Genomic DNA, 18,354 nt, shown 5'->3' on the forward strand with positions numbered 1-18,354 from the left:
TGGCGTTTTCTCTTGGCTGGGGGCCGGTTCTTGCTTCAGAACGCGCCTTGCTGGCGCAGTGTGTCGATTGCCGCGCGTGACAGACCGAGAAGCTCGCTCAGTACAGCCTCGTTGTGCTCGCCGAGGTCCGGGTTGGGCCTCAGTGCCAACGGTGGGGACTGGTGAAAGCGCAAGGGACTGTTGGGCAGGACCACCTCGCCCAATTTGGGATGCGTCACATAGTTCAGCATCCCGCGCTCGTGCATATGACGGTCGTGCACAACCTCATCGAGCGTGCGTACTGGCGCGCAGGGAAAGTGATGGGCCTGGCCGGCCGCCATGATCTCGGCGCGCGTCAGGTTGCGGGTCCAGGAGGCAACCAGTTCGTCCACTTCGCTCATCACCGCACAACGCGAGGCGTGTGTCGCGTAGCGTTCCTGCCTGCCCAGCTCAGGGCGCCCCATCGCCTGGCACAGCCCCGGCCAGTGACCTTCGGTAACGCAGATAATGGCGATGTAGCCATCCGTCGCCGAGTAGGTGTTGTAGGGCGACATTGCGAGCGCCCCGTGCCGGTTTCCGGTGCGCGGATTGCGTTCCGGGTCCTCGTAATACATCGTCAGGTTTGAGGCGAGAGCAGGATACATCGTGTCCTGCATGGCGATCTCGACAATCCTTCCGCGGCCGCTGCGTTCGCGCTCGAACAAGGCCGAGACGATAGCCCCATAGAGGTGGATACCGCCCATGAAATCGCTGATGGCCGGCCCTGCCTTGAGTGGGGGGCTGTCGGGATAGCCGGTCACGTGCATGGCCCCGCTCATGGCCTGAATGGTCAGGTCCATGGCAAGATGATCGCGATTCGGCCCACTGGTCCCGTAGCCCGAGGCGGACGCGTAGATCAAGCGAGGCTGGATCTCCAGCAGCGCCTCGGCCCCGAGGTCGAGGCGCTCCATCACGCCCGGCATGAAGTTCTCGAACACCACGTCCGCCTTGGCCACCAGGTCACGAAAGACGCTGCGGCCTTGCTCGGTCTTGAAGTTGAGCGTGATGCCGCGCTTGTTGGAATTAAGCATGGCCAGGGGCAACAGCGACTCGCGGCGTGCGCGCACCGGCTCGCCATGTGGCGGTTCGATCTTGATCACGTCGGCGCCGGCCATCGCCAGAAGGAAGCCGCAGTAGGGACCCTGATAGATCTGGCCCAGGTCGAGTACGGTACGGCCGGCAAGGGGAAGCTGGCGAGCCGGAAGTTGGTCGGTCACGCTCTTGGTCAGATTCGTCGTCATGATATGGCTCTCATTGTTTCTGCATCCCGGCCTGCCGGGCTGCCTGCTCCCAGCGGCTGATTTCCTCAAGCTGGAAGCGCCTCAGTTCGTTGGCATCGCCAACAAACGGCTCGCCGTAGGATTGCCGCACCTTCATCGCTGTTTCGGGCAAGCGGTAGATCGCCTGCAACTGCTTGTCGAGCAGGTCGACGATCAACGCCGGCGTACGAGCCGGAACGAAAGCGCCGGTCCAGTTGACCATGTAGTAGTTCCGGAAGCCCGACTCCTGCAGCGTCGGCACCTTGGGGAAAGCTTCGAAGCGCCGGTCGCCGGTCACAGCCAGCATCCGGACCTTGTCGGACTGGAGAAAGGGAACGACGGCGCCGAGGTCGACAAAGGCAAAGTCGAGCTGGCCGCCGGCCAGGTCCGACAAAGCCGGCGCCACGCCCTTGTAAGGTACCGGCGTAGCGCGGCCACCCGCAAATTGAAGAAAGAGTTCGGTGGCGACCTGGTAGGAGGCCGCACCGGCGCCGTAGTTGAGCGTGCCCGGCTGGGCTCGGCTGCGTGCTGCCAGATCGTCAATCGTTTTCACACCCGAAGAGCCTGGCACCACCACCGCCATCACGCCACGCGTCAATCGGGCCACCGGTGCGAAGTCCTTCACGGGGTTGTATGGCAAGCGCTTGAAGATGGCAACATTGGTTGCCATCGGTGAATTGCTGGCCAGGAAGATCGTATGGCCGTCGGCGTCGGCGCTGGCCACGGCCGCGGCTGCGATGAAGCTGTTGGCACCGGGCCGGTTCTCCACGACAACCGGCTTGCCCAGCCGCTCGCCGAGCTTCTGCGCGACATAGCGCGCAGTGGTATCAGCACCACTGCCGGGCGGGAACGATACCACCAGTCGGATTGGCTTATCCGGGTAGGCGCCCGCGCTGAAGGGCAGCGCCAGCAAGAGCAATGTGACCGCTCCGGCAAGGCGCATTGAGGTACGTCTGTTCATCTTGTCTCCACGCTAACTTATCGAGGGCGAGCTCTGTCTGGCTCGCATGGCTGCAGAATAGGCAGCCACAGACACGGCACCAATTGGGGCGGGTATATATCAGCCATACCACTACTGATATGACCTTGTAACCTTTATTGCGCGGGGAGTGCGTGGCTGATCTCGGTGCGCAGCCAAGCGCAGGCCGCGTCGCGGTGGGTGAGGTTGTGCCAAAACATCGAGACATCCGTGGCAGGCGCCTCGAAGGCAAGTTCGGCTACCACAACGTTGTCTGGCAAGGCCAGTCGCCTGGCTGTCCTTGCCGGGATGGCGCAGATCATGTCGGTCTCGCTGACGATCTGCGACGCCGCCATGAAGCTGGAAATGGTGTACACGACCTGGCGCGAGCCACCTTGCTTGCGGATGGTCCGGTCGATCAGTTCACCCAGCAGGGTAAGGCCGGTTGGCGAGACGTCCAGGTGGGGCAGGTTGCAGAAGTCCTTCAGGCTGATCCGTACATTCCCTCCGGTATTGCGCGGCTTGCGCATCACACAGACGAACGCCTCGGAATATAGGAGCCGAGAGCGGATCCCGGGTGCGGAGGGAAAGGCCGAGCCAATGCAGAGATCGAGTTCGCCGCTTGCCAACGCATCGACGGCGCCGCTCCGATGCAATGGACTGAACTGCGCCGTGATGGAGGGGGCGGCGGACCGCAGTGCGCTCAGCAAGGTCGGGGCCAGCAGGAGCTGAATATGCTCATTGCAGGCCAGCGAGAAGTGTCGCACGTGGGTGGCGGCATCGAAGGGCGCGTTGGCGCCCGCCAACTGAGCCGTGGTTTCCAGCAGTTTTTCCACGATCGGCAGCAATTCCTTGCCGTGCGAGGTCAGCAGCATATGGTTGCCTTCACGCACCAGCAGGGCATCCTGGAAGACGTCGCGCAGGCGATCGAGGGTTCGACTCATAGCCGGCTGCGACACCTCCATCTGGGCCGCCGCCTGCGATACGCTGCGCCCTCGCAACAGGGCGGCAAGCGCGTACAAAGTATGGAAGTCAACATTGCCCAGCCGGTCCAGACCGGATGTCGGGTTAGCTTTTTTTCCTGCTTTAATTTCGGGCTCCACGCCAACATTGAGATGGCCACATGATAGTAGCTATAGGAAAGGAGCTACGCGGATTTTGGTGAAGGAACGAAAAATCCCCAGCGTCGCGACGGCCTGCAGCTATCGAGCTTTTTTCGGTCCGACGTACGTTCGCTTCGGCCGATGACCTGCTGGTCGCGGTAAGCGAGGCGATGGCGGTTGTACTCCGGTAGCGGTCGTTCGCCTTCCGGCACTCGCAACGCCGCAGAAGGGTCGGGTGCTGCCGGCCAGATCTGGCTGATGTGGGACGCTTGCCGGCCAGGAGCAACCAGCCGATCAAAGAGCAGATTTCCTGTGCGATCGTAGCCGCCAAGTATTCTCACCCGTTTCCAAAATGGACACGAGTTCCCCCGAAGACAAAGGCACCGTTGAATCTCCTTCGGGCTTCAGCCCCCTTTGCGCGAGTCGATTGATTCAGTGCTTTCGGGTTTTCCCTCAATTCTGGGCGCGGATCGCGGTGAGACAATCCAGCCGTATCGCACGAATCAAGCGTCGTGGCGACGCAATGATCGCAGGCCAACCGAAGGGAGATAAATATGCATCGCTTTGCCGCTCTTTCCGCTGTCCCGGTCGCTTTTGCTTGCGGCTACCTTGCGGCCCACATGGGGGTACCGCTGGCCCACGCGCAGACCCCGCCCGCCACGCTGGCGCCGCTGATCATCAACCTGGCGGCCATGACCAATGAAGACATCGGGCCGCAGATACCCAATATGGGCACGCTGCGTACGAAAGGGCTGGTGGCGACGCCACACGGGACCGTTGCGGTGCAATCGGGCAACGTTCCAAAGCACTACCACACCAGCGCCGACGAGATCCAGTATGTCATTTCAGGAAAGGGAATATTCTGGCTGGGCAGTGAACAGCGCGAGGTCGGCCCCGGTGACCTGATCGTCATTCCGAAGGGTGTCGCGCACGCGGGTTCGATCGCAACCAGCGGCGATTTCAAGGCACTGGCAATCAAGTTACCGCCGCAGGCTGCCGGCGATACCCACCTGCTGCCCTGAAACCTCAACGGCCAGAGGGCAGATACTCTGGCTCGCCCAAAAGGCCAGGTTGTTATCGTCTTTCTGCTCCCTCCAGCCGTCTCCTCACGGCCAACTACGGTCGGTGGCACGAGCTTTCACGTGGCCATTCGAACGGCGGCTTCGCCCAGCCACGCAAAGGCATCCGATCTTTCGTGGACGTCGTTCAACACCCGCTGCCGACCGGTGGTCCGATTGGCGCGTGCCCCAACGATCAGTACACGCCCATGTAGTCGCGCTTGCCGATATCAACTCCGTTGTGGCGCAGGATTGCGTAGGCGGTCGTGATATGGAAGAAAAACTGCGGCAGTCCGTAGTTTTGCAGATAGGCGTTGCCGACCAGCCGCTTCTCTTTCGGCGTGCCGGGACGCAGGACGATCTCCCTGTGTTCGCTCCCGTCGAATTGCGCGGCGTCGAATGCGCCAATGTAGGCTAGGGTCTTAGAGATCAGCGCTTGCAGGTCGGCAAACGTGACCTCAGTGTCGGCCCACGAAGGCACTTCCACACCGGCCAGGCGCGAGGTGATGCCCTTAGCGAAATCGGCGGCGATCTGCACCTGGCGCACCAGCGGGAACATGTCCGGGAACAGGCGCGCTTGCAGCAGCGCGTTCGGGTCGATGCTCTTTTCGGTAGCGTGTGCTTCGGCCTTCGTGAGTACCTCGGACAATGCCGCCAGCATTTGCTTGAAAACGGGGACGGAGGCGCTGTAGATGGAAATGGTCATGATCACTCTTTCAGTCGACGTTGAATGCCGCGCGGAAGATGCCGCACCGGCCTGTTTTAATGTTTGGACGCGTGATTGTACTGACTAAATGAATGAGATGAAGAAGCGCCTGTCACTACTTGCCCAGGGAATCCCGGCACGACCGGCGCGAATCGCCGCAATCGTGCCTGGACGCCACGCGACCGTCGTAGGTCGCGGATAAGCGCTTTCTTGAACGCCATGGAGGCATCCTGCACCGCCCCGGCGGTCATCGGACCCTTCACAAAATGGGCGATCAGTTCCTCGGGAATGGCCGGCAGCTCCCGGGCTGCGGCAAGGCTCGTCTTCGTTTTGCGTGGCATGACATGCTCCTTGGTGACATGTTATGCCCTAAACACAAAAATCCTGACACCCCCCCAAGCGGCCCGAGCGTCGGCGCGCCTCCGCGAAGCAATCTCGGCTGCGACATCGGGAAGGAACCCAGTTCCTCTGAAGCGCCGCCCCTCTGTCCTGGGAAGTTGGAGCATTGCCAACACATATCGATGCAAACGTCTATCTAGAACCAACCAAACCGATTGCCGCAGCCTCAAAAGGTGCTGTCTACGCCTGGCATGTTTGCTGCTGAGATGTATCGCGACCCAATCACGGAGCCCGCACCTCTCGACAAGGAGAAGAACATGTCCGCCATCCTCATCCACGATCTGTCCAAGGTCGATACCCTCGAATCCGCCGCTCTGGCAAAAATCTACGGAGGCATCTTCAGAAAGGTCCTCATGGTGCCCGACTACAAGGAGCCGACTGTCATCTATGACGACGGTATCAACATCCGCACCACGGATCCTTCCAAGAGCAACGTTGGCTACGATTCGCCTTTCACCCCGATCCCGGCCTGATCGGCCCCTCAGTCGCAAGGCGACCGGCGCCCGTGGTCCATGACCCATGGGCGCCATTGCACTGCCGGCCTGACGCTGTAGAAGATCGCTAATTCCGCTAGCGGTACCCAAAAATGCTGCTAGCGTAGCTTCTTGGCGAACTGAGAAGGGATATCCGTATGCGAGCGGCGATGGCCTGCTCGCATGAGCTCTGTGACGGCGACGACATGCCTCGCTTGTGCGGAGGGGTGGAATTGGCGCTACCTATACATGCGCAGGCAGTTACGTCGCGGCTGTCGTCCTGGATGCTCACCAAGAAGGGCAGTGATCAAACGAATCCGGCGAATTGCCATGGACACGAAGTCATGGCTTATAGGCGACGGCCTCGACTTCAATCTTGGTGCCGGCCATGTTCTTGCCCTGTAATGTCAAACGTGCCGGCTTGCCACCCTGAAAGAACTCGCCGTAAATGCGATTGAATTCATCAAAGTCGCGCGGGTCTTCAAGCCACACCGTTGTCTTCACGACATCGTCGAGCGTACACCCTGCCAGTGCAAGTACGCTGGCTACGTTGTGCAAGGTCTGGCGTGTTTGTACTTCTATCCCACCGACGACAAGAGTACCGTCTTCCGCCCTTGCCACTTGACCGGATACAAACACAAAGTCACCGGCCTTCGTCGCCAGCGAGCGCGGTAGAGTTCGTGTTGCCGGATTGCTCTCTGCGAAGCAATCAATCGTCATGTTTGGCACCTTTGTGAAGAGTCCAACCAATCATATGCCGCGGTACCGCCCGTTGGCCGTCTCTTGCCGGCCATGAGGTGACATTGGCATGTCGTGTGGTTCGACCGTTCGGACGGCTGCGCCACTCAGCAAGCGGTCTTTCGATTGCCGAGAGCAAATTTTGCTGAACCGGGGTGTTCACCATGCCCCTTCTCCGATTCCTTTTAGCCAGGGCTGTAGGTCACGACGGTTCGGCGTGGGCTGAACCAGCCTGTCCACTCCCCGAGATTACCCAACCTGCCATGACGGCCGAAGCCATTCGCCGGAAAGCAGCCGACGGCGAACGCGTCGTCAATCATCGAGCCCTCGCAGTTCGCCATCCAGGGATCGTGTAAATCCCAACGAGAAGACAGAGTTACGGAAGCCACCTCGTGCGGCGTTTTCCCATTCGAGTTCGCTGGGCAAGGCGACGCGCCAATTGCCATGACACACGACGGCGGCGATCTCATTGTCACGAAGGTCCGGCGAGGTAGCGAGTATACCGTGTAGCCATTTGCAGTAGGCTAGCGTGTCATACCAACTCACATAGCGCATCGGCCGATTGTCGGGGCGCGCCGATACCGTAAAATCCATTACAGCCTGACCGAGATTCGCGACACGACTACCACATCGCTCTCCAATGCGCGGTTAGCGCCAGTTTTGCTCTGCCCACTGGCAAACTCTTTGCCACTCCGGGGTCTTCATATACGTCTCGGTCTCTCTCTCCAGATCCGGCACCTTCTTCCAGTCGTCCAGCGCGACGGGTTGATCGAGTATGAAATTTCCGCGCTGATAGCTCTCATTCAGTATCTGCTCGGCCTGGCGGGTCGCGACCATCGCCGTTGTATCCATCGTTAGCCCGAGCAGGGCTGCTGCCGGTACCCCGCCGCTTTCGACGGGCCACAACCATTTTGTGACGCCCCATTTCAACGGATTGCCGACTGCGGATTGGACAATACCCTCCATGCTCGTACCGGTTCCAAGCGATAGCATGCGCAAATTGTCCAGGCTCCCTGCGCGACCGCTGCCCAGCGCCTCGGTAATGGCGGTCACCGAGGGGTTGTTGGCAAAGACGCCGCCATCGGCGAAATAGCCGAAGCCGGCAACTTCGTAAGGCGGGAAATAGGAAGGCGCAGCCGACGTGGCAAGTGCGGCGTCGCACAGGCTGACATTGCTGAATACATTGTTCTTTGCGTTGGAGAAAGTGCAGGGGGCCCAGCTTCGTAAGGCCGGATCCCACAAGCGTGCCGAGTTGATTGCCACAAAACGGGGCAGATCCGCCAGCTTGCTATCGCCGAGCAGATCCTTGGCGATCTGCTTGAACCCAGTGTTGACGTATTGGCATTCGATATAACCCGGTCCGCCAAGGGCAACGCCATCTTCGAGCGCTTTCTTTCGCGCCTCCCATGACCAGTTCTCCTTAAATATTTCCGAGCCCTTGGTCTTGTAGATGTCGACGACATGGGAAATGTCGACGCCGCGCGCTAGCGCCAGGGCGAGGAGGCCGCCGGTGGACGTGCCGGCAAAGGCGTCCGCCTTCTCGATGATACGACTGCGTTTATCGAGGTCCTGAATCAGCAGGGCGGTGATCAACCCCCGAATACCGCCGCCATCACAACTGAGGATCTTGAAGGTCATCGCACTTCCCATTGTTTAGTGGATGAATCAGTAGTCAGACATTCCACCCTACATTCGAACTGTCCATCAGAGGAGAACGTCAATACCGGGGGTTGGCTAAATTCAAGCAGACTTATTAAGAATACTGAAAGCCTGCATGCCACGAATGACTCGCAGGGCCTTACTGCGTCTCAAACCTGACGTCCAGCACCGTGTATTCATTCCACGCGTATAAATAGCCGTTATCTTTGGAGTAAAGCGATAGTTTTTGGTTGTTTTCCTCTGAAATAAAATTGGAATCCTGATGTTTCCATCCTCTCGCGCCGATCCAGTTATAAAACCCGACGTACGCTTGATTGCTGACGGAAAGGTATCTACTGGTGTCTTTGATCCGGTAATAATTTACATTATTGTAGGGGTATTGTTCCAGCGTGACTGCTTTTGCAGCATCGTCGACGAGGATTGCCCAATCGCTGTCGTTCTTCCCAAGCCAGCCTAACTGGACGCCGTTACTATAAAGTGCCAGCTTAATCGTGTTAACGGCGTTTCCCGCAAAAGGAGCTGCGTTGGCAAAGTCCGAAAAATTCCCCTGCGGTTTGATGTCGCTCGGATTCGTAGTCATAATCCCCACCTTAAAAGTCAAGTGTTTCCCTTCGCCGTCATGTAAAAGGCTCTTGCGAATTACACCGGTGAGGGCCCATCAAAAGCGCTTATATCGTGAACTCCTCGGCTCGCTGATGCTGCGGGGCGATGGCCGACAGTGACGCGCTCGACAACGCGAGCTTCGTCACCCTGTTAGTCAGAAAACCGCCGGACGCAAACGCAACCAAGCGAGCTGATGTCGCACAATAATGCAAGGTCCGAGGTAGGTTAATTCTAAAACTGGCACACCGGAAGTAGAAGATATTGAATGCAGAGTATCGCGACGTCTAATACGTAAAGCAGGTGAAACACTTCCAATTATACGAAGCGAATCTTGTGATGATTTTATATGAAGCTGTTCAATTCCAGAACCGGAGTGCAAAGTTAGCTGGCGCCCGCGATGTTGCGTAAATAGGTGCTGGTAATTGACGCCATAGCCAATCTGAAATTTCTCGACATTTTTTGGAAGCAAGGTGGCATATGGATGACGTTCCCCTCTGCCAGAAATAGTGGCCACCAGTGCGATGATGTTGTGGAAGATCCACGGCCCTTCCAAGAGGCTAGGCCAATCACCGGGTCCAATAAACTACCCGCCCACCATAGACTCCGTAATGGCGGGCCAAGCGCCGCGTCTTCGCCCCCCCCTGCCACCCATCGCCGCTTTTTTGATAGTTCGGAAAGACAGGGAAATAGACCTTTCAGCAAGTACTTCGCCCGGACACCCACAACGATGTTAGAGACCATCTCGGGAAGCGACTCGCAAATAACGGGGGTCCCGGGTATTTTGGCGCACACACGCTTCTGCCGCCCGCAGCGCGGACGACCGTTGGACAACAGAGAGCGGCCGTCGCGAGAGCGAAGACTCCAATGGCGCACACGGGTCGGCTCCTGCCCTACGCGGCCGGTCCGGGAGGAATGCTCTGTTGTGTTCAGCGTCGGGCCGCATGCGGCCACGAACCGTCATTCGCTCGCATCAACTATTCGACATCCGGCAGGCAGTTCGGCCTCTGAAAGCGGACGCTCAAGGCGCTCTTGGACGACCGCGTTATATTTATGCGTGAAGCCTACGCGCCTTGACGCAGCGCTTGAGCAACGACGACGAACGCAGGAGTCGGTTGCCGGCGGCTCGGATAGTACAGGTGAAAGCCGGAAAACGACGGACACCATTCGGACAGCACTTGCAGCAACTCCCCGCTCGCGAGTTGCGACTGCACCCGTTGTTCGGGAACGAAGGCGAGGCCGACGCCAGCAAGTGCGGCCTTGACGGCCATCGTCGCCGTATTGAACACGAGTTGCCCTTCGACGCGCACGTTCAGTTCGCGTCCTCCCTTCCTGAACTCCCACGCGTAAATGCCACCGGCCGTTGGCAGCCGGATGTTGATGCAGCTGTGCGCCGTCAGGTCCTGCGGCGTCTTCGGCTTCGAGTGCCTAGCGAAATACTCCGGCGTGCCAACCACGGCCATGCGCACATCGGGGCCGATGCGAACGGCGACCATATCCTTGGCGACCTGCTCGCCAAGCCGCACTCCTGCATCGAGCCGTTGTTCAACGATGTCCGTGAGTCCGTTGTCGACTACGATTTCGATCGTGATGTCCGGATAGCCAGGCAGAAGCCGTTCAATTACCGGCCACAGCAGCAGTTCTGCCGCGTGTTCTCCAGCGGAGATGCGCACCGTGCCCGCCGGCGTGTCACGCAGAGCGGTGAGCGCACTCAGCTCGGCCTCGATCTCATCCAGGCGGGGGCCGACCGACTGGATCAGCCGTTCGCCGGCTTGCGTCGGCGAAATATTGCGAGTAGTCCTCGTCAGAAGCCGCAGCCCGAGCCGGTCTTCCAGATTGCGCACAGTCTGACTGAGCGCAGACTGCGAAACGCCGAGCTTCGCGGCCGCTTTTGTGAAGCTGCCATCACGTGCGACGGCCAGAAACGCGGTGATATCGGAGAGGTCGGAGCGCGCCATTTATAAGCCTGCCTTCTAGCATCATGCGGATTCTAGCTCTTTATCGCGGGAAGACGCGTTGCTAAATTGAAGGTCGAGATACCAATCCAAGGAGCGTCCATGGAAATCACAAGAAGGGGCTCGCAGCCTTCGGCGCAAGGGCCCGCTGAGTACTTCACGGGAACAGTGCGAGTCGATGCACCATTCTCAGGCGAGCAGCCGGCCCCGATTGGCGGCGCGTCGATGACGTTCGAACCGGGCGCGCGGACTGCCTGGCATACACATCCGCTCGGTCAGACACTGATCGTGATCGCAGGCCTCGGTTTGGTGCAGCGCGAGGGCGGCGCAGTTCAGGAGATCGGGCCTGGCGACATCGTCTGGATCGCACCCGGCGAAAAGCACTGGCATGGCGCGACTGCGATCACGGCGATGACGCACATCGCTATCGCTGAAAGGCTTAACGGCAGCCCGGTCGACTGGATGGAAAAGGTCACAGACGAGCAGTACCTGGCCGGCGTGACAGTAAGCGATCAAGGAGTTGGATCATGAAGAAGCGTATTCTCGGAAAGAACGGGCTGGAAGTCTCTGCTATCGGCCTCGGGTGCATGGGCCTGAGCTTCGGACTCGGGCCCGCAACGGAGCGCAGTGAAGCGCTGCAGGTCATCCGCTCGGCCGTAGATCGCGGTGTAACGCTGTTCGACACAGCCGAAGGCTATGGCCCCTTCATCAACGAAGATTTGGTCGGAGAGGCGTTGCAGCCGGTCCGGGACCAGGTACTGGTGTGCACGAAGTTCGGCTTCGCGATCAATGAGAAAGGCGAATTGACCGGACTCGACAGCCGGCCCTCGCATATTCGCGCGGTGGTCGATGCTTCCCTTAAACGCCTGCGCACCGATCATATCGACCTCCTTTATCAGCACCGCGTTGACCCGAACGTGCCGATGGAGGACGTTGCTGGTGCTGTCAAAGATCTCATCGCCGAAGGAAAGGTCCTGCACTTCGGCTTGTCGGAGGCAAGCGCGGCAAACATCCGCCTGGCACACGCGGTGCAGCCGGTGACGGCCATTCAGGACCATTACTCACTCTGGATGCGCGAGCCTGAGCAGACGAAGTTTTCTCTCTGCGAGGAGCTGGGCATTGGCCTCGTTGCATGGGGCCCGCTCGGCCAGGGTTTCCTGACCGGCAAGATCACGCGAGGCATGAAGTTTGACGATGCCAACGACCTGCGCAAGCATTTCCCGCGCTTCACGCCTGAAGCCATGGAGGCCAACTTCAAGGTCGTCGACTTTCTGAAGGACCTGGCCGCCCGCAAAAACAGCATGCCGGCTCAGGTTGCGCTGGCCTGGCTGCTCGCGCAGAAGCCTTGGATCGTGCCGATCCCCGGCGGTACAAAGATCGAGCACCTCGATGACAACTTGCCGGCCGCCGACCTTGTGCTGACGCCGGACGACATGCGCGAGATCGACAACGCCTTCGAGACGATCGACATCAAGGGCGCGCCGCTGTCGGCTGCCCTGGCTGCGATGATCGACCGCTAGGACGAAACGATGCACAAACGTATCCTTGGTAAGGACGGATTGGAAGTCTCCGCGCTTGGCCTCGGCTGCATGGGCATGAGCGCGAATTACGGTCCTGCGCCCGACAAGCAGGAGATGATCGGGCTGCTGCATGCGGCCGTGGATCGCGGCGTGACGTTCTTCGATACCGCCGAAGTGTACGGGCCGTTCGTCAACGAAGAACTGGTCGGTGAAGCGCTCGCGCCCCTGCGCGACCAGGTCGTGATCGCGACGAAGTTCGGCTTCGACATCGATCCGCAGGCGCGCGAGCGCAAGGGCTTCGACAGTCGGCCTGAGCATATTCGAGCGGTCTGCGAGGCGTCGCTGAAGCGCCTGCGCACGGACCGCATTGATCTTCTGTACCAGCACCGCGTCGACCCAAACGTGCCGCCCGAGGACGTGGCTGGCACGGTGAAGGATCTGATTGCTGAAGGAAAGGTCAGGCACTTCGGGCTTTCGGAGGTTGGAGCCGCAACGATTCGCCGGGCTCATGCGGTGCACGCGGTTGCCGCCGTGCAAAACGAGTATTCGTTATGGGCCCGCGACGTTGAAGCTGAAGTGCTCCCGGCATGCGAGGAACTGGGCATCGGCTTCGTGCCCTGGAGTCCTCTCGGTCAGGGCTTTCTGACCGGCAAGATCGATCCCAAGGCGGGCTTTGATAAATCCGACGTCCGGTCCTGGTTTCCGCGCTTCACCCCCGACGCGATGCAGGCCAATCAGGCGTTCGTCGACCTGCTAAACGAGATCGCGAGCAAACAAGAGGTGACTGCCGCACAGATCGCGCTGGCATGGCTCCTTGCCAAAAAGCCCTGGATCGTGCCGATCCCCGGAACCCGAAAGCTGCATCGGCTTGACGAGAACCTGGCTTCGGCGAGCGTCATGCTGACAGCGGACGACATGCGGGAGATTGAAACGGCGGCGGCAAAAATCGAGGTGCAAGGCGCCCGGGGAACCGGCCACGAACAGCACGCCTGACCTGTGCCTCAACATCACATGCAAGGAAATAAATATGCAAAAGCGAATTCTCGGTAAAAGCGGCCTCGAAGTCTCTGCCCTCGGTCTTGGCTGCATGGGACTCAGCTATGGCTACGGTCCCGCCGCCGACAAGACCCACGCGCTCAAGCTGATCCGCACCGCGTTCGAATGCGGCGTGACATTTTTCGATACGGCCGAAGCCTATGCGCAAGGCGCCAACGAAGAGTTGTTGGGCGAGGCGCTGCAGCCATTTCGGGACCAGGTCGTTATCGCGACGAAGTTCGGTTTCCAGGATGGCGACGCCAGCAAGGGCCAGGATAGCCGACCGGAGCGCATCCGCGAAGTGGCGGACGCTGCGCTGAAGCGGCTGCGGACCGATCGCATCGACCTCTTCTATCAGCACCGCGTCGATGCGAGCGTTCCAATGGAAGACGTCGCGGGCACTGTCAAAGAGTTGATCCAGCAGGGCAAGGTCAAGCATTTCGGCATGTCGGAAGCAGGCGTGCAGTCGATCCGTCGCGCTCATGCCGTGCAGCCGGTCGCTGTGCTGCAAAGCGAATATTCGCTGTGGTGGCGCGAGCCCGAGAAGGAGATTCTGCCGCTGCTCGAAGAGCTGGGCATTGGCTTTGTGCCGTTCAGCCCGCTTGGCAAGGGCTTCCTGACGGGCGCGATCAATGAGAGCACCAGCTTTGACAAGTCCGACTTCCGCAATGTGGTGCCGCGTTTTTCGGAAGAAAACCGCAAGGCCAACCAGGGCCTGGTTGACGTGTTGAAGCAGATCGCGACCGGACTGAATGCGACGCCCGCGCAAATCGCGCTTGCGTGGCTTCTGGCGCAAAAGCCCTGGATCGTGCCGATCCCCGGCACGACGAAGCTGCATCGACTGGAAGAAAACATCGGCGCGGCCGCCGTCGAGTTATCCGCCGACAACCTGCGCGACATTGATTCGGTGCTCTCGACCATTGCTGTCCAGGGCGACCGTTACCCGGCGCATCTGCAAGCGCGCGTCGCAAAGTAGCCCTCTCCATTAATCGCGCGATTCGCGCAGAAAGGACGACCATGTCAGAGAACATTGCAGGCAAGGTTATTGTCATCACCGGCGCAAGCAGCGGCCTTGGTGAAGCAGCCGTTCGCCGCCTGGCGGCAGACGGCGCAAAGCTGGTGCTCGGCGCTCGTCGCGTCGATCGCCTGAAGGCGTTGGCCGCCGAACTCGATCTCCCCGAAGACGCGGCAGTCGAGACGGATGTCACTGATGCCCAACAGGTCAAGGCGCTCGTCGATTGGGCGGTGAAGACCCACGGCCGCATTGACGTCATCATCAACAATGCCGGTCTGATGCCGCACTCGCCTCTGGAACGCGGAAAGATCGAGGATTGGGACAGGATGATCGACGTCAATATCAAGGGCGTGCTGTATGGCATCGCCGCCGCGCTCCCCCATATGACGCGCCAGAAAAGCGGTCACATCATCAACGTGTCGTCGGTCGCGGGCCATAAGGTCGGCAAGAACAACGCCGTTTACTGCGCCACGAAGACAGCGGTTCGGGTGCTCTCCGAGGGACTGCGTCAGGAGGTGAAGCCCCACAACATCCGCACGACGATCATTTCGCCGGGCGCGGTGCAGTCGGAACTGCCCCAGAGCGTCACCGAAGCCGACGTAGCGGCGGGGATCGCAGACTTTTACGAGAAGTTCGCCATTCCGGCAGACAGCTTTGCAAGGATGGTCGCTTTCGCGATACAACAGCCCGAAGACGTGGACGTGAACGAAATCCTGTTCCGCCCCACGGCTCAGGAACTGTGAAGTCGACTGGGAATTGCCTGAATGACGAGAATACTGATCCTTGGAGCCAATGGCGGCCTGGCGCGGAATACGACGCGCGTTCTGCTTGAACGCGCGGACGTCTCGCTGACGCTTTTTTTACGCGCAGCCAGGCGGCTTGAAAACCCTGACCCGGTCCGCGTGACCATCATCGAAGGGGATGTTCTCGACACGGCCGCATTGGGCTCCGCATTGCAGGACCAGGATGTCGTCTATGCGAACCTGTCGGGGGGCATGGCCCGGCAGGCGCGAAGCATCATCGACGCGATGCACGCGGTCGGTTTGAAGCGGCTGATCTTCATCAGCTCGATGGGGATTTACAGCGAAGTGCCGGGCAAAAAATATCGCAGCATTCTTGACCCTTACCGGGACTCGGCCGCGCTGATCGAGGCGTCCGATCTCGACTATACGATCCTGCGGTCGGGTTGGTTCACGCGTGATCCTGGAGGGCGATACACCATCACGCAGAAGGGCGAACCGTTTCAGGGTCACGATATCTCTCTCGACAGCCTGTCAGGGCTGATCGCCAAGATTGCGACCACGCCCGGGCTCTACGTTGGCAGCAGCATCGGCGTCAGCGATCGCTGAATCAGATAGAAGGACACAACACCATGCAGAAAGTCATCGTTGTAATCGGGCCTGGATCAATCGGGCAGGCCATCGCGCGCCGGGTCGGCGCCGGCAAGCGTCTCCTGCTCGCTGACCTGCGGCAAGAAAATGCCGATGTGGCCGCGAAGACGCTGAGCGAAGCCGGGTTCGACGTGACGACGACAGCCGTCGATATTTCATCGCACGCGTCCATCGAGGCCTTGGTCGCAAAAGCTACGTCGCTGGGAGAGGTTCACGGTCTCATCCAGGCGGCGGGCGTCTCGCCGTCGCAAGCCTCGCCGGAGACGATCCTGAAAGTCGATCTCTACGGCACGGCGGTCATTCTTGAAGAGTTCGGCAGGGTGATCGCGGAAGGCGGTTCCGGAATTGTCATCGCGTCGCAGTCAGGACACCGGCTGCCGCCGCTAACAATCGACGAAAACAAGGCGCTCGCGTCAACACCTGTCGAGGATTTGCTGAAGCTGCCCTTGCTTCAGCCCAACCAGGTGAAGGATTCCCTGCACGCCTATCAGCTCTCAAAGCGTGGCAATGCGCTGCGTGTGATGTTCGAGGCCACTCGTTGGGGCAAGCGCGGTGCGCGGGTCAACACGATCAGCCCGGGCATCATCATCACGCCGCTCGCGAAGGACGAATTGTCCGGTCCGCGTGGCGAAGGGTACCGCCGCATGATCGCCGGCTGCCCGGCGAAGCGAGCTGGCACGCCCGATGAGGTCGCGAATGTCGCGGCGCTGCTCATGGGGCCTGACGGCGGTTTCCTTACCGGCAGCGATTTCTTGATGGATGGCGGCGTTACCGCTTCCTATTGGTTTGGCCCCTTGGCTCCGCAGTAGTGATTGCCTGGCGTTTTATGCCTCGAAAGCGGCCATTGCCGGCTCGCTACGCTCTACGGCCGATTTGGGTCGGGTGCTGCCGCCCACGTCGGGCGGCAGTCGGCCGGTTTCGGCCTTTCGTCCCTCATGACCCCAATGGCCGAGGCTCGGTCGGGTTTAGCGCGGTATAGCCGCGTAGACCGCCTGGATTGCTGCGATGAAGGCCGTTGATGATTCCAGCGGTCGACTGTGTGCCGCTATATTCCCTCCTGTATCCGCGGTAGGGTTGCGAGGTGCCGCATCAGGGCTCGAAGAAAATTTCACCACAGTCAATTCCTTTCTCGGATTGATGTAGATCTTCTGCCCGAAACGGCCGCCGGCCTCGACCGAGCCGTCGCCATCGTTGACCTGGTACCAGTAGTCACCGTAGGCGTAGCCAGGCTTGCCAGCCGCGAGCCGGCCCGTGGCGAACCCCGCCTGGTTCTCGCGCGGCCGCAGTGCAACACGGACAGCTTGAACAGATATGCCTGCGCTGGCGTCGCCGGCATGAGCGCGCCGGACTGCATCAGCAAAACGGGCCGCATCGCGCAGCGTCGTGCTCAGACCGCCGCTTGCCATCTCTGTTCCGAGCGAATCGACCTGGATGTAAGCGTCGTCCTGGGCCAGCTTTGACCAGATCCGTTCCTGAGCCAGTTCCGCCCAGGATTTGCCAGAGATCCGGCGCATTGCCCAGGCGACCGCTTCCGGTGATCCGTTCTGATAGAACCAGTAGTCCGCCGTGACAGCCCTCGTGTCGGCCGAGACTGTCTTGAGAAAATCGTAGATGTTGTCTGGCGTGCCGGCGCGGCGCGGGATAATTCCAACCGCACCGAACAACCCAAGGTCGGGTGGAAGCGCCGGCGCGTAAGCGACAGCCACTTCCATGTCGAGGTTTTTCTCTAGCGTGGCATCGCCGAACGGATTGCCGGTCAACTCGGGCACGTAGGTGGCCAGCCTTGCTTCGGGGTCGAGTCTGCCTTCGACGATCAGCATGGCCGCTATCAGGCCCGTGACCGATTTGGTCATTGAAGCCCAGATGTGCGGCTGCGCAGGTCCGAAGCCATCCAGGTAGCGCTCAAGAACGATCCGGCCTTTGTGCAGCACGATGAAGCCGTCGGTGTGGGTGTCCCGAAGGTAGTCGGCCAATTTGACTGGCCGACCTTCCACGCTAAATTGCACGTCGTCGAGATTCCCCACAGGCTGTTCTGGGAGATTCATTGGAGTCGGAGCGTGCCGAATTCCCGCCGTCGGCGAGGTCTCCCGGGCATGACGGAAGGCCCAGCGCATATACGGACGCTCAAATGCGTTGGTCTTGTTCACGCGCATGGCTTGAGGCGGTGGGAAGCCTTGCATGACGCCATCCCCCTTCGGATCGTTAGCTTGGTCGCGCCCCAGCGACTGTGCCGCGACTCCGCCCGTCATGGTGAGGAGCGCCATCGTGGCCGCTGCCCAGTATTTGGGCAGCCAACGAGCGCGGTGGCGAGGTGCGGTGTCCATTCTTTCTCCCCTGTGCAAAGTGTGCTCAGGAGTATGAAAGCCAGGATCCAACCTCACAAGACGCTGAGGGGCATCAAGTCATAACTGGTAGGAATCCCCCCCGCTGCACAGGCATCCGCTCAGGCCTGCGGATTCAACCGGTC

At 60.1% G+C, this 18,354-nt stretch carries 19 protein-coding genes and 1 pseudogene; 9 read left to right on the top strand and 11 right to left on the bottom strand.

The annotated features are described in order from the left end of the window. Positions 1–35: 35 nt before the first annotated feature. From AC1RWI_RS00965 to AC1RWI_RS00975, 3 genes are all read right to left on the bottom strand, one after another. The gene (locus AC1RWI_RS00965) at positions 36–1,259 is read right to left on the bottom strand and encodes a CaiB/BaiF CoA transferase family protein (RefSeq protein WP_492863936.1); all 1,224 of its coding nucleotides are present in this window, start codon (positions 1,257–1,259) and stop codon (positions 36–38) included. Between the two features lie 10 nt (positions 1,260–1,269). Further along, the gene (locus AC1RWI_RS00970) at positions 1,270–2,238 is read right to left on the bottom strand and encodes a Bug family tripartite tricarboxylate transporter substrate binding protein (RefSeq protein WP_492863938.1); all 969 of its coding nucleotides are present in this window, start codon (positions 2,236–2,238) and stop codon (positions 1,270–1,272) included. Positions 2,239–2,372: 134 nt separating this feature from the next. Further along, complete coding sequence (locus tag AC1RWI_RS00975) at positions 2,373–3,338, bottom strand: LysR family transcriptional regulator (protein ID WP_492863940.1); 966 nt, start codon at positions 3,336–3,338, stop codon at positions 2,373–2,375. Positions 3,339–3,892: 554 nt separating this feature from the next. Between AC1RWI_RS00975 and AC1RWI_RS00980 the strand changes: the two genes are divergently transcribed. Beyond that, positions 3,893–4,360 (top strand): cupin domain-containing protein, encoded by a 468-nt coding sequence (locus tag AC1RWI_RS00980; RefSeq protein ID WP_043356510.1) that lies wholly within the window; start codon positions 3,893–3,895, stop codon positions 4,358–4,360. Between the two features lie 232 nt (positions 4,361–4,592). On the opposite strand, the gene AC1RWI_RS00985 is transcribed toward AC1RWI_RS00980, so the two are convergent. Continuing rightward, entirely contained in the window at positions 4,593–5,102 is a 510-nt protein-coding gene (locus AC1RWI_RS00985; protein ID WP_043356507.1) for a DUF1993 domain-containing protein, read from the bottom strand. A gap of 197 nt (positions 5,103–5,299) precedes the next feature. After that, positions 5,300–5,443: pseudogene (locus tag AC1RWI_RS00990) on the bottom strand (IS256 family transposase); the annotation flags it as partial. Between the two features lie 315 nt (positions 5,444–5,758). On the opposite strand from AC1RWI_RS00990, the gene AC1RWI_RS00995 reads away from it, so the two are divergent. Then, entirely contained in the window at positions 5,759–5,974 is a 216-nt protein-coding gene (locus AC1RWI_RS00995; RefSeq protein WP_043356505.1) for a hypothetical protein, read from the top strand. A gap of 342 nt (positions 5,975–6,316) precedes the next feature. Here AC1RWI_RS00995 and AC1RWI_RS01000 read toward each other — a convergent pair whose 3' ends face one another. From AC1RWI_RS01000 to AC1RWI_RS01020, 5 genes are all read right to left on the bottom strand, one after another. Next, positions 6,317–6,694 (bottom strand): RidA family protein, encoded by a 378-nt coding sequence (locus AC1RWI_RS01000; RefSeq protein WP_492863943.1) that lies wholly within the window; start codon positions 6,692–6,694, stop codon positions 6,317–6,319. A 330-nt stretch (positions 6,695–7,024) separates the two neighbouring features. Then, on the bottom strand, positions 7,025–7,306 hold the full coding sequence (locus AC1RWI_RS01005) for an SUMF1/EgtB/PvdO family nonheme iron enzyme (protein ID WP_492863945.1): 282 nt from the start codon (positions 7,304–7,306) through the stop codon (positions 7,025–7,027). A 54-nt stretch (positions 7,307–7,360) separates the two neighbouring features. Continuing rightward, on the bottom strand, positions 7,361–8,350 hold the full coding sequence (locus tag AC1RWI_RS01010; protein WP_492863947.1) for a patatin-like phospholipase family protein: 990 nt from the start codon (positions 8,348–8,350) through the stop codon (positions 7,361–7,363). Between the two features lie 160 nt (positions 8,351–8,510). Beyond that, positions 8,511–8,951 (bottom strand): hypothetical protein, encoded by a 441-nt coding sequence (locus AC1RWI_RS01015; RefSeq protein WP_492863949.1) that lies wholly within the window; start codon positions 8,949–8,951, stop codon positions 8,511–8,513. 1,084 nt (positions 8,952–10,035) lie between these two features. Next, positions 10,036–10,929, bottom strand: a complete 894-nt coding sequence (locus tag AC1RWI_RS01020; RefSeq protein ID WP_492863951.1) for a LysR family transcriptional regulator — start codon at positions 10,927–10,929, stop codon at positions 10,036–10,038. A 99-nt stretch (positions 10,930–11,028) separates the two neighbouring features. Between AC1RWI_RS01020 and AC1RWI_RS01025 the strand changes: the two genes are divergently transcribed. Genes AC1RWI_RS01025 through AC1RWI_RS01055 form a run of 7 tightly spaced genes read left to right on the top strand, consistent with a single transcriptional unit; the run spans position 11,029 to position 16,696 of the window. After that, positions 11,029–11,457, top strand: coding sequence for a (R)-mandelonitrile lyase (locus AC1RWI_RS01025; RefSeq protein ID WP_492863953.1), 429 nt, complete (start codon positions 11,029–11,031; stop codon positions 11,455–11,457). After that, a complete protein-coding gene (locus AC1RWI_RS01030; RefSeq protein ID WP_492863955.1) occupies positions 11,454–12,446 on the top strand; it encodes an aldo/keto reductase in 993 nt (330 codons plus the stop codon). The genes AC1RWI_RS01025 and AC1RWI_RS01030 overlap by 4 nt, the downstream gene beginning before the upstream one ends. 9 nt (positions 12,447–12,455) lie before the next feature. Then, positions 12,456–13,439, top strand: a complete 984-nt coding sequence (locus tag AC1RWI_RS01035) for an aldo/keto reductase (RefSeq protein ID WP_492863957.1) — start codon at positions 12,456–12,458, stop codon at positions 13,437–13,439. A 34-nt stretch (positions 13,440–13,473) separates the two neighbouring features. Beyond that, on the top strand, positions 13,474–14,457 hold the full coding sequence (locus tag AC1RWI_RS01040; RefSeq protein WP_492863959.1) for an aldo/keto reductase: 984 nt from the start codon (positions 13,474–13,476) through the stop codon (positions 14,455–14,457). Between the two features lie 41 nt (positions 14,458–14,498). Continuing rightward, positions 14,499–15,239, top strand: coding sequence for an SDR family oxidoreductase (locus AC1RWI_RS01045; protein WP_492863961.1), 741 nt, complete (start codon positions 14,499–14,501; stop codon positions 15,237–15,239). 21 nt (positions 15,240–15,260) lie between these two features. After that, a complete protein-coding gene (locus AC1RWI_RS01050; RefSeq protein ID WP_492863963.1) occupies positions 15,261–15,845 on the top strand; it encodes an NAD(P)H-binding protein in 585 nt (194 codons plus the stop codon). Positions 15,846–15,868: 23 nt separating this feature from the next. Continuing rightward, a complete protein-coding gene (locus AC1RWI_RS01055) occupies positions 15,869–16,696 on the top strand; it encodes an SDR family oxidoreductase (protein WP_492863965.1) in 828 nt (275 codons plus the stop codon). A gap of 156 nt (positions 16,697–16,852) precedes the next feature. Here AC1RWI_RS01055 and AC1RWI_RS01060 read toward each other — a convergent pair whose 3' ends face one another. Continuing rightward, entirely contained in the window at positions 16,853–18,211 is a 1,359-nt protein-coding gene (locus AC1RWI_RS01060; protein ID WP_492863967.1) for a serine hydrolase domain-containing protein, read from the bottom strand. Positions 18,212–18,354 lie beyond the last annotated feature (143 nt).

The organism is Cupriavidus sp. MPR-AND1C (assembly GCF_058809705.1).